Genomic DNA, 12,973 nt, shown 5'->3' on the forward strand with positions numbered 1-12,973 from the left:
CCCCTGCGCGCCGTTTCCTGCGCTTGCGTCGCGTACGTCGTCGTCGCTGCTCACGATGTGCTGCTGCTCCTGATCACCCGGTTGCTCCGATGCCGGGGAAATCCTACGGCGCGACTCCGCCTCGTCCTGCTGTGCGAGGATCGGGGCTGTCTTCCGCCGTACCCGGCATACGCGCACCACGCGGATGCGGGCGGCGTACACACAGAACAACGTCGCACCCACGAGGAGCGTGCCCATGTCCCAGAATCCGATCGCCGAGACCGTCGCCTCGCTGATGCCCCGCGCGAAGCAGGAGCTCACCGAGCTGGTGGCCTTCCAGTCGGTGGCGGACTGGGCGCAGTTCCCCAAGAGCGAGAGCGAGGGCGCCGCGAACTGGGTGGCGCAGGCGCTGCGCGTCGAGGGATTCCAGGACGTGGCGCTCCTCGACACCCCGGACGGCACCCAGTCGGTGTACGGCTTCCTGCCCGGCCCCGAGGGCGCGCCGACCGTTCTGCTGTACGCGCACTACGACGTGCAGCCGCCGCTCGACGACGCCGCGTGGGTGTCCCCCGCCTTCGAGCTGACGGAGCGCGAGGGCCGCTGGTACGGGCGCGGCGCCGCCGACTGCAAGGGCGGGTTCGTCATGCACCTGCTGGCACTGCGCGCGCTCAAGGCCAACGGCGGCGTGCCGGTGAGCGTGAAGGTGATCGTCGAGGGTTCCGAGGAGCAGGGCACCGGCGGCCTCCAGCAGTACGCCGAGGCGCACCCCGAGCTGCTGGCCGCGGACACGGTCGTCATCGGCGACGCGGGCAACTTCCGGCTCGGTCTGCCGACGGTGACGGCCACGCTGCGCGGGATGACCCTGATCAAGGTCAAGATCGACACGCTGGGAGGCAACCTGCACTCCGGCATGTTCGGCGGTGCCGCCCCCGACGCGCTGGCGGCGCTGATCCGGCTGCTCGACTCGCTGCGCGCGGCGGACGGTTCGACGACCGTGGACGGCCTCGCCTCGGACGGGGTGTGGGAGGGCCTGCAGTACCCGGAGGCGGACTTCCGCGCCGACGCGCGGGTGCTGGACGGGGTCGGTCTGATCGGCGAGGGCACGATCGCCGACCGGCTCTGGGCCCGCCCGGCCGTCACCGTGCTCGGCATCGACTGCCCGCCGGTGGTCGGGGCGACGCCGTCCGTGCACGCGAGTGCGGGTGCGCTGATCAGCCTGCGGGTGCCGCCGGGCGTGGACACCACCGAGGCCATCAAGCTGCTGGAGGCCCACCTGGTCGCCCACACCCCGTGGCAGGCGCGCCTGGAGCTGGAGGTCGTCGGCCAGGGCCAGCCGTTCCAGGCGGACACCGCCAGCCCGGCGTACGCGTCGATGGCTGCGGCCATGGCGGTCGCCTACCCGGGCGAGGAGATGCAGGTCGCCGGCATGGGTGGCTCGATCCCGCTGTGCAACACGCTGACGGAGCTGTACCCGGAGGCGGAGATGCTGCTGATCGGGCTGAGCGAACCGGAGGCGCAGATCCACGCGGTCAACGAGAGCGTGTCGCCGCAGGAGCTGGAGCGGCTGGCGGTGGCGGAGGCCCTCTTCCTGGTCAACTACGCGCAGTCCAAGCGCGGCTGACAGCGCGGCCGGCCGGTTGCAGCCGGGCGTGCCCGGTCCCGGGGCGTGCCTGCGCGCGGGGTCTCTGCCCGGTTCCGGTCCCGGGGCGCGTCCGGTCCCGGGGCGCGTCCGGTCCGCGCCGGGCGGTGTGCGCTCTCGGCGCACTCCGCTCCCGGCGAACCCGCGTGCGCGGCATGGGCCGGGATCCGTACGTTCGGCGCATGGATCTCGTCGAAGTGCTCCCGAACCGGCTCCACATGCTCCGCTTCCCCATCGGCCAGGCCTACCTCTGGCAGGACGACGGGGCCCTGACCCTGATCGACGCCGGGAACCGAGAGTCCGCCGACGCGATCGAGGGCGCGGTGCGGTCACTGGGGCTGCGGCCCGAGCGGCTGGAGCGGATCGTCCTGACCCACTGCCACCGCGACCACGTCGGCGCGGCCGCCGAGCTCGCCGCCCGCCGGGGCGCACGGGTGCTCGCGCACCGGCTGGACGCGCCCGTGATCCGGGGCGAGCGGCCCGTGCCCGAACCGGTCCTGCTGGACTGGGAGGTCCCGCTGTACGCGCACGGGTTGACCGTCTCCGAGGCACCACCCACGCCCGTGGACCGGGAGTTGGAGGACGGCGACGCGCTCGGCTTCGGGGACGGGGCGTACGTGGTCCACGCCCCGGGCCACACCGAGGGCAGCATCGGCGTCCATCTCCCGCGCCATGGGGTCCTGTTCACCGGCGACTGCGTCGCGGCCGTCGGCCCGGTGATGCTCGGCGTCTTCAACGTGGACCGCGCCCGGGCGATCGCCTCCTTCCGGCGCCTGGCCGCGCTCAGGCCGGCGACGGCGTGCTTCGGCCACGGGGACCCGCTGACCGTGGACACCGCGGCGGTCCTTGCCAAGGCCGTGGCCGAAACCCCGGCCTGACCCACCGCCCGGTTCGCACCTGCGGCAGCGCCCGGCGGCCGCCCGGGATGCCTGCCGGGGCCCGGGCCGGAGGTCGCGCACGGTGGTGCCCGGTCAGCCGACCGGGACGCCCGCCTCCAGGTACAGGGGGCGGCCGCGTTCCCGGGCGCGCAGGGCCCAGCGCAGGCGCTCGTAGCGGTGCCGGGGCAGCATGCCGGCGGCCTCGGACTCCGTGACGAAGCGCCAGGACCGCAGTTCGGGGCCGGGCAGCCGGAGCCGGGCGGCCGCGCCGTCCGGGAGGCGTCCGCCGTCGAAGATCAGGCGCAGTCCTCCGTAGCCCGGCGGCTGCGGGGCCTCCCAGTCGACCACGAGCAGGCCGGGCGTCCCCTCCAGTACGAGGCCGAGCTCCTCGGCGACCTCCCGTACGCCCGCGCACGCCGGGGCCTCGCCGGCTTCGACGACGCCGCCCGGGAACTCCCAGCCCGCCTTGTACGTCGGATCCACCAGCAGTACCCGGTCCTGCGCGTCGAAGAGCAGCACCCCGGATGCCACCGTCTCCCGCGTGGGCTCCGGGGTCTGCACGATGTCGCAGACGGCGGCGGTCTCGCTGTGGACGGCCTCGGCGATCCGGGCCGCCGTCTCGCGCGGGGTCAGGGCGCTGTTGTCGATGACGTGCGCGTCCGCGGTGAGCCAGCCGAGGGCCTGCCGGTAGGCGGGGATGTGGTCGTAGGCCCACTGGCGGACCCGCTGGTCCACGTCCTGGGCCTCGCCGGGCTCCTCCCGGGTCGCGATCCGCTGCCGCAGGATCGTTTCCTCAGGGGCGAGCAGCACATGGCGCACGGGAATCCGCCGCGCCGCCAGAGCGCCGAAGATCTCGTCCCGGTACTCCTGCCTGAGCAGCGTCATCGGTACGACGAGCACCCCGCCCAGCTCACCCAGCATCGCCGCCGCCATGTCCACCACCAGGCGCCGCCAGCTCGGCAGGTCCTGGTAGTCGCTCACCTCCGCCAGCCGCTTGCGCGGCAGCAGCACCCGCAGCGCGTCACCGATGAGCTCCGGGTCGAACAGGGTGCTGTCCGGGAGGATTCCGGTCAGTTCGCGGGCCGTGCTGGTCTTTCCGGCGCTGAACGTGCCGTTGATCCAGACAATCACGTCTACCCCTCTTCCCATGGCTCGTCCGGAGCCCCCAGTGGCTTGCCCGCCCCACCCTGCCACGGAAACCTCACTATCGGCCGAGTGCTTATCCTCAAGGTCACAGCCGTGCCCGTCACCTCCGGAGGTTTGCCCGCCGTGCCCCACAACCCCCGCCCGTCCGACCTCCGTTACGGCAACCGGCCGACCATGAAGGACGTGGCGGCGCACGCGGGAGTGGGTCTGAAGACGGTGTCGCGGGTGGTCAACGGGGAGGCCGGGGTCACCCCGGACACCGAAAGGCGGGTCCAGGAGGCCATCGAGGCCCTCGGGTTCCGCCGCAACGACAGCGCGCGCGTCCTGCGCAAGGGGCGTACCGCCACGGTGGGCCTGGTCCTGGAGGACCTCGCCGACCCCTTCTACGGCCCGCTGAACCGGGCCGTGGAGGAGGTCGCCCGGGCGCACGGGGCGCTGCTGATCAACGGCTCCAGCGCCGAGGACCCCGACCGGGAGCGGGAGTTGGCGCTCGCGCTGTGCGCGCGCCGGGTGGACGGCCTGATCGTGATCCCGGCCGGGGACGACCACCGCTACCTGGAGCCGGAGATGCGCGCGGGTGTGGCCACGGTGTTCGTGGACCGCCCGGCGGGGCGGATCGAGGCGGACGTGGTGCTGTCGGACAGCTTCGGCGGCGCCCGGGACGGGGTGGCCCACCTGATCGCCGGCGGCCACCGGCGGATCGGTTTCATCGGTGACCACCCGCACATCCACACGGCGACGGAGCGGCTGCGCGGCTACCGAGCGGCGATGGCGGACGCCGGGCTGCCGGTGGCCGGATCGTGGGTGCGCCTCGGCTCGACCGCCCCCGAGCGGGTCTCGGCGGCGGCCGCCTCGATGCTCTCCGGCCCGGAGGCGGTGTCGGCGCTCTTCGCGGGCAACAACCGGGTGACGGTCACTCTGGTACGGGTCCTGGCCGACCGGGACCGCCCCGTCGCCCTGGTCGGCTTCGACGACTTCGAGCTGGCCGACCTGCTGCGCCCCGGGGTCACGGTGGTCGCCCAGGACGCGGCGGCGCTGGGCCGGGTGGCCACCGACCGCCTCTTCCAGCGCCTCGGCGGAGCCCACCTGCCGACCGCCCGCATCGAGCTCGGGACCCGGCTCATCGCCCGCGGTTCGGGCGAACTCCCGCCGCTGGACTGACCGTTCACCGGATCAGGTGGTGGAGCACGGGCACGGACGCGCCGGCGGCGGCCAGGCCGGCGAGGACGGCCAGGGCTGCGGGCGTGCCACCGAGGAGGCTCAGGCCGCCGGCGATGATCCCGATGAGGGCGGCGGCGAACAGCACGACGGCGGCGTCTCGGCGGCCTTCTCCGCCGACGGGCGGCTGGTCGCGACCGGCTCGGACGACCGTACGGCCCCGGATCTGGGATGCGGCCACGGGCGCGACGGGCACGGCCGTGGGCGTGCCCTGCCGGGGCACGGGCCGGCCGTCCAGGGGGTGGCGTTCTCCCCCGACGGCTCCCTGCTCGCCTCCGGCGGCCTGGACGGGGTGCTGCGCCGCTGGATCGTCGGCGGGATCTGAACGCCGGGGCTCGGCCGCAAGAGGGTCCGGCCGGGCCCCGCAGACACCGACGCCGACACCCACGCCGACGCCCACGCCGACACCCACGCCGAACCGGAACATCGGCCACCAGCGGCGACACCCTGCACCATCAGGCGGCGGACACCGGGCGCCGGACCCCGGCGTCGCGCACCGGACGCGACCTCAGGCGGTCGCGGTCAGGGTCGCCGAGCGGCGCGGGATGGCGAAGGCGTCGAGCTCCGCACGGCTCAGGCCCGTCAGCGCGGTGACCTCCTCGGCCCCCACGGCGCCGCAGTCGAGGCCGCGGACCAGGTAGCCGGCCAGCGCCTTCGCGGTGGCGGGCTCGTCCATCACGTCGCCCTCGACCTTGGCGACGTACGCCTTGAGGCGCGCGGCGGCAGTGGCCAGGCCCTCGCGGTAGAAGGTGAAGACGGCCGCGTAGCGGGTCGGCAGGTGGCCCGGGTGCATGTCCCAGCCCTGGTAGTAGGCGCGGGCCAGGGCGCGGCGGGTGAGGCCGTAGTGCAGCTTCCAGGCCTCGTGGACGTGCTCGGTGGTGCCGATCGGCAGCACGTTCGTGGAGCCGTCGCAGACGCGTACGCCCGTGCCGGCGGCCGCGACCTGCATGATCGCCTTGGCATGGTCGGCGGCCGGGTGGTCGCTCGACTGGTACGCGGCGGAGACGCCGACGCAGGCGCTGTAGTCGAAGGTGCCGTAGTGCAGACCGGTGGCGCGGCCTTTGGCGGCCCCGATCATCCGGGCCACGGTCGCGGTGCCGTCGGAGGCGACGATGGACTGGCTGGTCTCGATCTGGATCTCGAAGCCGATCCGGCCCTGCCGCAGGCCCCGGGCCGCCTCGAAGGCCTCCAGCAGCTTGACGAAGGCGCTGACCTGCTCGGCGTAGGTGACCTTGGGCAGGGTGAGGACGAGGCCCTCGGGCAGGCCGCCGTGCTCCAGCAGACCGGAGAGGAAGATGTCGGCGGTGCGGATGCCGCGGTCGCGGACGTTGGACTCCATGCACTTCATGCGGATGCCCATGTACGGGGCGTTCGTGCCGTTGGAGAAGGCCGACGAGACGAGGCGGGCGGCGCGGGCCGCGGCCTGGTCCTCCTCGTCGTCGGACCGGACGCCGAAGCCGTCCTCGAAGTCGATGCGCAGGTCCTCGACCGGTTCGCTCGCCAGCTTGGCGCGGACGCGGTCGTAGACGGGGACGGCCAGCTCGTCGCCGATGCCGAGGACCCGGGCGAAGGCGGCGGCGTCGGGGGCGTGCTCGTCGAGTGCGGCGAGTGCCTGGTCGCCCCAGGAGCGGATGGTGTCCGCGGCGAAGACGTCACCGGGTACGTAGACGGTGTGGACGGGCTGGCGGGTGCCGGGGTCGCCCGGATAGTGCCGCGCGAGTTCCGCGTCCACCGGCGCGAGGGAGGCGCTGATGCCCTCGCTGACCGCTCCTGCGAGGCTCGTCGCCACCTTCTCCTGCTGACCCATCGTGCACTCTCCTCTTTCCGCTTCACGGAAGCTTAGATCCGCATAGCAGAATTTAGTCACGGGGGTTCTGCTCCGTCAATGGTGCCGCCGCCGCCTTGGGCAAACGACTCGGGGCCGTGCGGTGACAATCACCACACGGCCCCGGACGACGCTTACCCGCAGGTCAGCCCTTGCGGACCTTGATCTGCTCGGTCAGCTGGGGGACGACCGCGAAGAGGTCTCCGACCACGCCGTAGTCGACGAGGTCGAAGATCGGGGCCTCGGCGTCCTTGTTGATGGCCACGATGGTCTTCGAGGTCTGCATGCCGGCCCGGTGCTGGATCGCGCCCGAGATGCCGGAGGCGATGTACAGCTGCGGGGAGACCGACTTGCCGGTCTGGCCGACCTGGTTGGAGTGCGGGTACCAGCCGGCGTCGACGGCGGCGCGCGAGGCGCCGACGGCGGCACCGAGGGAGTCCGCGAGCTCCTCGATGACGTGGAAGTTCTCGGCGCCGTTGACGCCGCGGCCGCCGGAGACCACGATCGCGGCCTCGGTCAGCTCGGGGCGGCCGGTCGACTCGCGCGGAGTACGGCCGGTGATCTTGGTGCCGGTGGCCAGGGCACCGAAGGAGACGGTGAGCGCCTCGACGGTGCCGGCGGCCGGGGCGGCCTCGACCGCGGCCGAGTTCGGCTTCACGGTGATGACCGGAGTGCCCTTGGAGACACGGGACTTGGTGGTGAAGGACGCGGCGAAGGCGGACTGCGTCGCGACCGGACCCTCGTCACCGGCCTCCAGGTCGACGGCGTCGGTGATGATGCCGGAACCGATGCGGACGGCCAGGCGGGCGGCGATCTCCTTGCCCTCGGCGGAGGACGGGACGAGCACGGCGGCCGGGGAAACGGCCTCGTAGGCGGCCTGGAGCGCGTCCACCTTCGGTACGACGAGGTACTCGGCGAACTCGGGGGCGTCGGCGGTGAGGACCTTGACGGCACCGTGCTCGGCGAGCACGGCCGCGGTGGCCTCGGCGCCGGCGCCCAGGGCGACGGCGACGGGCTCGCCGACGCGGCGGGCCAGCGTCAGCAGTTCGAGGGTGGGCTTGCGGACGGCGCCGTCCACGTGGTCGACGTAGACGAGAACTTCAGCCATGGGACTGCTCTCCTGCGATTGCGAGGTGTCTGGGGGCTATGGAGGGGGTGGCCTGAGCTCTTAGATGAACTTCTGGCCGGCCAGGAACTCGGCCAGCTGCTTGCCGCCCTCGCCCTCGTCCTTGACGATCGTGCCGGCGGTGCGGGCCGGACGCTGCGCGGCGGAATCGACCTTGGTCCAGGAGCCTTCCAGACCGACTTCGCCGGCCTCGATCTCCAGCTCCTCCAGGTCCCAGGACTCCACCGGCTTCTTCTTGGCGGCCATGATGCCCTTGAAGGACGGGTAGCGCGCCTCGCCCGACTGGTCGGTCACCGAGACGAGCGCGGGCAGGGATGCCTCCAGCGTCTCGCTCGCGGTGTCCCCGTCGCGGCGGCCGGTCACGGTGCCGTCCTCGACCTTGACCTCGGAGAGCAGGGTGACCTGCGGGACGCCCAGGCGCTCGGCCAGGATCGCCGGGAGCACGCCCATGGTGCCGTCGGTCGAGGCCATGCCGGTGATGACCAGGTCGTAGCCGGCCTTCTCGATCGCCTTGGCGAGCACGAGCGAGGTGCCCATGACGTCGGTGCCGTGCAGGTCGTCGTCCTCGACGTGGATGGCCTTGTCGGCGCCCATCGACAGCGCCTTGCGCAGCGCGTCCTTGGCGTCCTCGGGACCGACCGTCAGGACGGTGATCTCCGCGTCGTCGGCCTCGTCGGCGATCTGCAGCGCCTGCTCGACGGCGTACTCGTCGAGCTCCGACAGCAGGCCGTCGACGTCGTCGCGGTCGACGGTCAGGTCATCGGCGAAGTGCCGGTCGCCGGTGGCGTCGGGCACGTACTTCACACAGACAACGATCCTCAGGCTCACGCCGGCTCTCCTACCGCATCGTCTTTTTCTGGTACCGCCTTGTGCAGGCAGCATAGGCGCCTTGTCGGGCGGATCCCGGTCGGGGCGGCCCGCGCTCCGAAGGGAATGTTACTCGTCAGTACACCGTGGGTGCCGCGAAGTGGCAAGGCCGGTGAACTGTGATCTGTCCAACGCCGCCCCACTTGCCCCAACAGGGACGATTCAGTCGCGCAGCGCGTTGAAGCGACCCTGGTGGTACAGCAGGGGACGGCCTTCCCCGGCCGGATCCCCCACGACCGCCTCCGCGATGATCACACGATGCTCGCCGGCGGGCACGCGGGCCACCACGCGGCAGACCAGCCACGCCGGCACACCGTCCAGCACCGGGACCCCGTGCGGCCCGGATCTCCAGGCGGTGGCCGGGCCGAAGCGGTCGGCTCCGCTCGTGGCGAACAGCCCCGCCAGCTCCCGCTGGTGCTCGCCGAGTATGTGGACGCCGAGGTACTCGCTGTCGCGGACGGCGGGCCAGCTGGAGGCCCCGGTGCCGATGGTGAAGGACAGCAGCGGGGGGTCGGCCGAGACGGAGTTGAGCGAGGTCGCGGTGAAGCCGGCCGGGCGCCCGCCGCTCTCGGCGGTGATCACGGCGACTCCGGCGGCGTGCCGGCGGAAAACGGAGCGCAGGAGGTCGGGCGAGCCGGGCAGGCCGGCCGGGCCGGTGCCGGTTCGGGGGGACGGAGCCGTCGCAGGGGCCGCAGGGGCGGTCATCTGGGTCTTCCTTCTGCCGCGGGGGACGCGGGCGCTGTAGGGGATCAGGGGCCGGGGGCGTTCAGTGATCCCAACAGCGCGCGCTCGCGTGGCGGACGAGGTCGACATGGACCCGTCCGTGGAGGAGGAGTTCGTACGGCATGGCGTCAGCCTGGCCATCGGCCGTGTACACCGTCAAGCGCGATCGGTCAGATGTCGGGTGCGTCACGCCGCGTGCCGGGGCGCGGGACGGCGCGCGGACCAGCGCGTCCGTCATACGGCGGCCCCCAGCGCGGCGATCACGTCCGCCTTGCGCGGCATCCCGGTGGCCCGCCGGACGATCCGCCCCTGCGAGTCCAGGACGAGCACGGTCGGGGTCTTGTCGATCCCCAGCGACCGCACCAGGTCGAGCCGGTCCTCGGCGTCGATCTCGATGTGCGCGACCCCCTCGACCATCGCCGCGACCTCGGCGAGGATCCGCCGCGTCGCACGGCAGGGCTGGCAGAAGGCGCTGGAGAACTGCACCAGGCTCGCCCGCCGCCCCGGCTCCCCGCCCAGTTCCGCGGCGCCCAGCCGGTCCCGCTCCTCGCCCTGCCCGCGCACCCGCACTCCCGTCGTAGCCCTCACTCGCGTACATGACCGCCCGCTCGCGTACATGATCGCCGTACGCGCGCGCACCCGTACGCTGGACAAGCACGCCGCGGACCTGCGGCATTCCCGGCGTGACGAGAATCTCTCCGGGCACGGGCGTCTGGACTGGTCAGCAGCGCGCGTTTGGGGCACGATCCCCATGGCCGCGTACCTACGCTGCCGTAACTTCCGGCCGGGAGAGCACTTCCCCAGGCAGAAAGCGGGGTCTCCGCACCATGGCTGAGCTCGTCTACCCTCCGGTGATCGGCGCCGCGCACACGCTGTTCCGGGCACTCGACATCCGCATCGACATGAAGGGCACCGAGAACATCCCGCGCAAGGGCGGGGCGGTCCTGGTGTCCAACCACGTCGGTTACCTCGACTTCATCTTCGCCGGTCTGGCCGCCCGGCCCCAGAAGCGCCTGGTGCGCTTCATGGCGAAGGAGTCGGTGTTCCGCCACAAGGTGTCCGGCCCCCTGATGCGCGGGATGAAGCACATCCCGGTGGACCGCGCGCAGGGTGAGTCGGCCTACCAGCACGCACTCGACTCGCTGCGCTCCGGCGAGATCATCGGGGTGTTCCCGGAAGCGACGATCTCGCAGTCCTTCACGCTCAAGAGCTTCAAGTCGGGTGCCGCGCGCATGGCGCAGGAGGCCGGGGTCCCGCTGATCCCGGTGGCGCTGTGGGGCACCCAGCGGCTGTGGACCAAGGGCCGCCCGAAGAACCTCAAGCGCAGCCACATCCCGGTGACCATGCGGGTCGGCGAGCCGCTGGAGACCCCGGCGAACCAGTACGCGGGCGCCATCACGCGGCGGCTGCGCGAGCGCGTGCAGGAACTGCTGGACGCGGCGCAGCGCGCCTACCCGGACAAGCCGCAGAACGCCGCCGACTCCTGGTGGCTGCCGGCCCACCTGGGCGGCACCGCTCCGACGGCGGCGCAGGTGAAGGAAGCCGGCTGACCCGCCCGCGCCCGCCCGTCCGTCCGTCGTGACCGATGCCGTGCGGCTTGCACCTCTGTGCGTACGACGTCCGGTCGGGCCCAGCCGTTCAGGGCGCCGGGGCTGGGTGAACGGCGCGGGCGCGGCAGGGGCTGCGGGCGGGGTGCGGGCCGGGGCGCACTCCTGCGGCTGAGGGCGGCATGACGTACCGTCTTGTCCGTTCATCACGTGACGTGACACACCGCGCGGGGGGCCGGGATGAGCGGGTTCGGGCGGTACCTGGCCGCGGCGCTGGCTGCGCGGTTCGCCTCGGAGGGCATGGGCATGGCCGTGGTGCTCCTGGCCCTGGAGCGCACCGGGAGCGCGGCATACGGGGCGTTCGTCCTGACGGCCTGGCTGGCGCCGCACGTGCTGGCGGCTCCGCTCGCGGGCGCCGCCGCGGCCCGGACCGGGCGGCCCCGGCTCTTCCACGCGGGCGCACTGGCCGGCTTCGCCCTCGCGATGGCCGCGCTGGCCGTGCTCCTCGGCCGCGCCCCGGCGCCCCTGGTCCTGGCGGTGGCGGTGCTGGGCGGCAGCTGCGGGCCGATGGTGACGGGCGGCCTGTCCAGTCTGGTCACGGGGCTGGTCCCGGCCGGCGCCGGGCGGGAGCGGGCCTACGGATGGGACGCCTCCACCTACAACGCCGCCGCGGTCACCGCGCCGGCGGCGGTCAGCCTCTTCGCGGCGCTCGGCACGGCGGCCCCCGCTATGGCGTGCCTGGCGCTGTCCGGCGCCCTGGCGTCGGCGCTCGCGGCCACGCTGCCCTACGAGGACCCCCGCGCGGGCCGGCCCGCCCCTTCCCTCCGGGCCGGGCTGGGGGCGGGTCTGGCGGCCCTGTGGCGGGTGCGGGAGCTGCGCGCCGTCACCTCGGCGACGACCCTGGCGTTCGTGGGCATCGGCTCCCTCACCACCACGTCCGTGCTGCTGGCCGCAGGGCTCGGCAGCCCGGGCGCCGGCGGCGTGCTGATGACGGCCTTCGCGGTGGGCGCGCTGGCCGGCTCCCTGACCCTGGGCCGGATGACGGCCCTGGCTCCGGGGAGGCTGGTCCGGTGGGCCCTGGCCGGGACGGGGGCGGCGCTGGCGGCCGCCGCGTTCACCCCGTCGCTCGCCGCCACCGCGGCGCTGTTCGCGGTGGCCGGGGTGTGCGACGGGCCGTTGCTGACGGCCACGCTGCGGATCCGCTCGGAGTGCGCCCCGGACGCGGTGCGCACCCAGGTCTTCACGCTGGGGGCGGGGCTCAAACTGACGGCGGCGTCGGCCGGGGCGGCCCTGGTGGGGCTGGCGGCCGGCGCTCCCGCGTGGGCGCTGCTGACCGGGATCGCCTCTCTTCAGCTCGCGGGGGCCCTGCTGTTCGCGCTGGCGTCGGCGCGCACACCTGTAGCGGCGGCCGCCGCTACAGGGCCGTCGGGAGGTTCCGCCACAGCTCCGTCCGGTCGGCGGAGTCCCGCAGGGCCTTGAGCGTGGCGGGGTGCGGGGCTGCGTGGAGCTCGGGGTAGTCGACCTCGCCCATCTCGGGGCGTACGGGGAAGGCCAGTTGCTCCCCGTCGAGGCTGAAGCGGGCGTCGACGCCGGGCTTGTTGCCGCGTGCGTCCTGGCGGTGCCACGTCGAGGCGCCCGGCAGGCGCAGCGCGATCAGCCCGTGCACGCAGTGGTGGGCGCCCGCGTCGTCGCCGAGGCGCTGGTAGCACAGGGCGGCCGGGATACCCCGGGCGCGCAACAGGGCGGCCAGGGCATGGGACTTGGCGTAGCAGATGCCGTTGCGGGTGGCCAGGACGTCGGAGGCGCGCCAGGAGACACGGCTGTCGCCGGAGTCCGCCGAATGCGGGATCGCGTCGCGGACGAACGCGAAGGCCGCCGCGGCGTAGGCGGATGCGTCGCCGTCCACGGCGGCCCAGAGGGCGTCGGCGTGCTCGCGGACGAGCGGATGGTGGTGGTCGACCGCCTCGTCCGCCGCAAGGTAGGCGCCGAGGTCGGGATGCTCCTGGATCAGTTCCATGACCCAGG

13 protein-coding genes are annotated in these 12,973 nt (G+C 73.5%); 6 read left to right on the plus strand and 7 right to left on the minus strand.

The genetic code is table 11. From position 1 onward, the window contains the following. Positions 1-235: 235 nt before the first annotated feature. Complete coding sequence (locus tag AMK16_RS22485; RefSeq protein WP_073918483.1) at positions 236-1,600, plus strand: dipeptidase; 1,365 nt, start codon at positions 236-238, stop codon at positions 1,598-1,600. A gap of 200 nt (positions 1,601-1,800) precedes the next feature. After that, positions 1,801-2,496: an MBL fold metallo-hydrolase gene (locus AMK16_RS22490; protein ID WP_073918485.1), complete on the plus strand. Its 696-nt coding sequence runs from the start codon at positions 1,801-1,803 to the stop codon at positions 2,494-2,496. Between the two features lie 93 nt (positions 2,497-2,589). Here the strand turns inward: AMK16_RS22490 and AMK16_RS22495 are convergent, their stop codons facing one another. Continuing rightward, the gene (locus tag AMK16_RS22495; protein WP_242438839.1) at positions 2,590-3,627 is read right to left on the minus strand and encodes an NUDIX hydrolase; all 1,038 of its coding nucleotides are present in this window, start codon (positions 3,625-3,627) and stop codon (positions 2,590-2,592) included. 189 nt (positions 3,628-3,816) lie between these two features. Here AMK16_RS22495 and AMK16_RS22500 point away from each other — a divergent pair, with 189 nt between their 5' ends. Continuing rightward, entirely contained in the window at positions 3,817-4,803 is a 987-nt protein-coding gene (locus AMK16_RS22500) for a LacI family DNA-binding transcriptional regulator (protein WP_107417222.1), read from the plus strand. A gap of 19 nt (positions 4,804-4,822) precedes the next feature. Further along, the gene (locus AMK16_RS22505; protein WP_073918488.1) at positions 4,823-5,185 is read left to right on the plus strand and encodes a WD40 repeat domain-containing protein; all 363 of its coding nucleotides are present in this window, start codon (positions 4,823-4,825) and stop codon (positions 5,183-5,185) included. A 183-nt stretch (positions 5,186-5,368) separates the two neighbouring features. Here AMK16_RS22505 and AMK16_RS22510 read toward each other — a convergent pair whose 3' ends face one another. From AMK16_RS22510 to AMK16_RS22530, 5 genes are all read right to left on the minus strand, one after another. Then, entirely contained in the window at positions 5,369-6,667 is a 1,299-nt protein-coding gene (locus tag AMK16_RS22510; RefSeq protein WP_073918489.1) for a DUF6986 family protein, read from the minus strand. Positions 6,668-6,830: 163 nt separating this feature from the next. Continuing rightward, complete coding sequence (locus AMK16_RS22515; protein WP_073918491.1) at positions 6,831-7,793, minus strand: electron transfer flavoprotein subunit alpha/FixB family protein; 963 nt, start codon at positions 7,791-7,793, stop codon at positions 6,831-6,833. 60 nt (positions 7,794-7,853) lie between these two features. Further along, positions 7,854-8,639, minus strand: coding sequence for an electron transfer flavoprotein subunit beta/FixA family protein (locus AMK16_RS22520; RefSeq protein ID WP_073918493.1), 786 nt, complete (start codon positions 8,637-8,639; stop codon positions 7,854-7,856). A gap of 201 nt (positions 8,640-8,840) precedes the next feature. Beyond that, positions 8,841-9,383, minus strand: a complete 543-nt coding sequence (locus AMK16_RS22525; protein WP_079191658.1) for a flavin reductase family protein — start codon at positions 9,381-9,383, stop codon at positions 8,841-8,843. 252 nt (positions 9,384-9,635) lie between these two features. After that, positions 9,636-9,989, minus strand: coding sequence for a TlpA family protein disulfide reductase (locus AMK16_RS22530; RefSeq protein ID WP_242438840.1), 354 nt, complete (start codon positions 9,987-9,989; stop codon positions 9,636-9,638). A gap of 239 nt (positions 9,990-10,228) precedes the next feature. On the opposite strand from AMK16_RS22530, the gene AMK16_RS22535 reads away from it, so the two are divergent. Further along, positions 10,229-10,951: a lysophospholipid acyltransferase family protein gene (locus AMK16_RS22535; protein ID WP_073918494.1), complete on the plus strand. Its 723-nt coding sequence runs from the start codon at positions 10,229-10,231 to the stop codon at positions 10,949-10,951. Positions 10,952-11,188: 237 nt separating this feature from the next. Further along, positions 11,189-12,427 (plus strand): hypothetical protein, encoded by a 1,239-nt coding sequence (locus tag AMK16_RS22540; protein ID WP_073918496.1) that lies wholly within the window; start codon positions 11,189-11,191, stop codon positions 12,425-12,427. Here AMK16_RS22540 and AMK16_RS22545 read toward each other — a convergent pair. Then, positions 12,363-12,965: a transglutaminase-like domain-containing protein gene (locus AMK16_RS22545; RefSeq protein WP_073918497.1), complete on the minus strand. Its 603-nt coding sequence runs from the start codon at positions 12,963-12,965 to the stop codon at positions 12,363-12,365. The genes AMK16_RS22540 and AMK16_RS22545 overlap by 65 nt on opposite strands. Positions 12,966-12,973: the final 8 nt, after the last annotated feature.

The organism is Streptomyces sp. CB00455, from assembly GCF_001905445.1.
In the GTDB taxonomy this organism is placed as follows: domain Bacteria; phylum Actinomycetota; class Actinomycetes; order Streptomycetales; family Streptomycetaceae; genus Streptomyces.

What these genes read in the sequence shown, in the direction of transcription:
- AMK16_RS22485 (WP_073918483.1), top strand. Translation starts at nt 236, where the DNA reads ATGTCCCAGAATCCGATCGCCGAGACCGTCGCCTCGCTGATGCCCCGC.
- AMK16_RS22490 (WP_073918485.1), top strand. Translation starts at nt 1,801, where the DNA reads ATGGATCTCGTCGAAGTGCTCCCGAACCGGCTCCACATGCTCCGCTTC.
- AMK16_RS22500 (WP_107417222.1), top strand. Translation starts at nt 3,817, where the DNA reads ATGAAGGACGTGGCGGCGCACGCGGGAGTGGGTCTGAAGACGGTGTCG.
- AMK16_RS22510 (WP_073918489.1), bottom strand. Translation starts at nt 6,667, where the DNA reads ATGGGTCAGCAGGAGAAGGTGGCGACGAGCCTCGCAGGAGCGGTCAGC.
- AMK16_RS22515 (WP_073918491.1), bottom strand. Translation starts at nt 7,793, where the DNA reads ATGGCTGAAGTTCTCGTCTACGTCGACCACGTGGACGGCGCCGTCCGC.
- AMK16_RS22525 (WP_079191658.1), bottom strand. Translation starts at nt 9,383, where the DNA reads ATGACCGCCCCTGCGGCCCCTGCGACGGCTCCGTCCCCCCGAACCGGC.
- AMK16_RS22535 (WP_073918494.1), top strand. Translation starts at nt 10,229, where the DNA reads ATGGCTGAGCTCGTCTACCCTCCGGTGATCGGCGCCGCGCACACGCTG.
- AMK16_RS22540 (WP_073918496.1), top strand. Translation starts at nt 11,189, where the DNA reads ATGAGCGGGTTCGGGCGGTACCTGGCCGCGGCGCTGGCTGCGCGGTTC.
- AMK16_RS22545 (WP_073918497.1), bottom strand. Translation starts at nt 12,965, where the DNA reads ATGGAACTGATCCAGGAGCATCCCGACCTCGGCGCCTACCTTGCGGCG.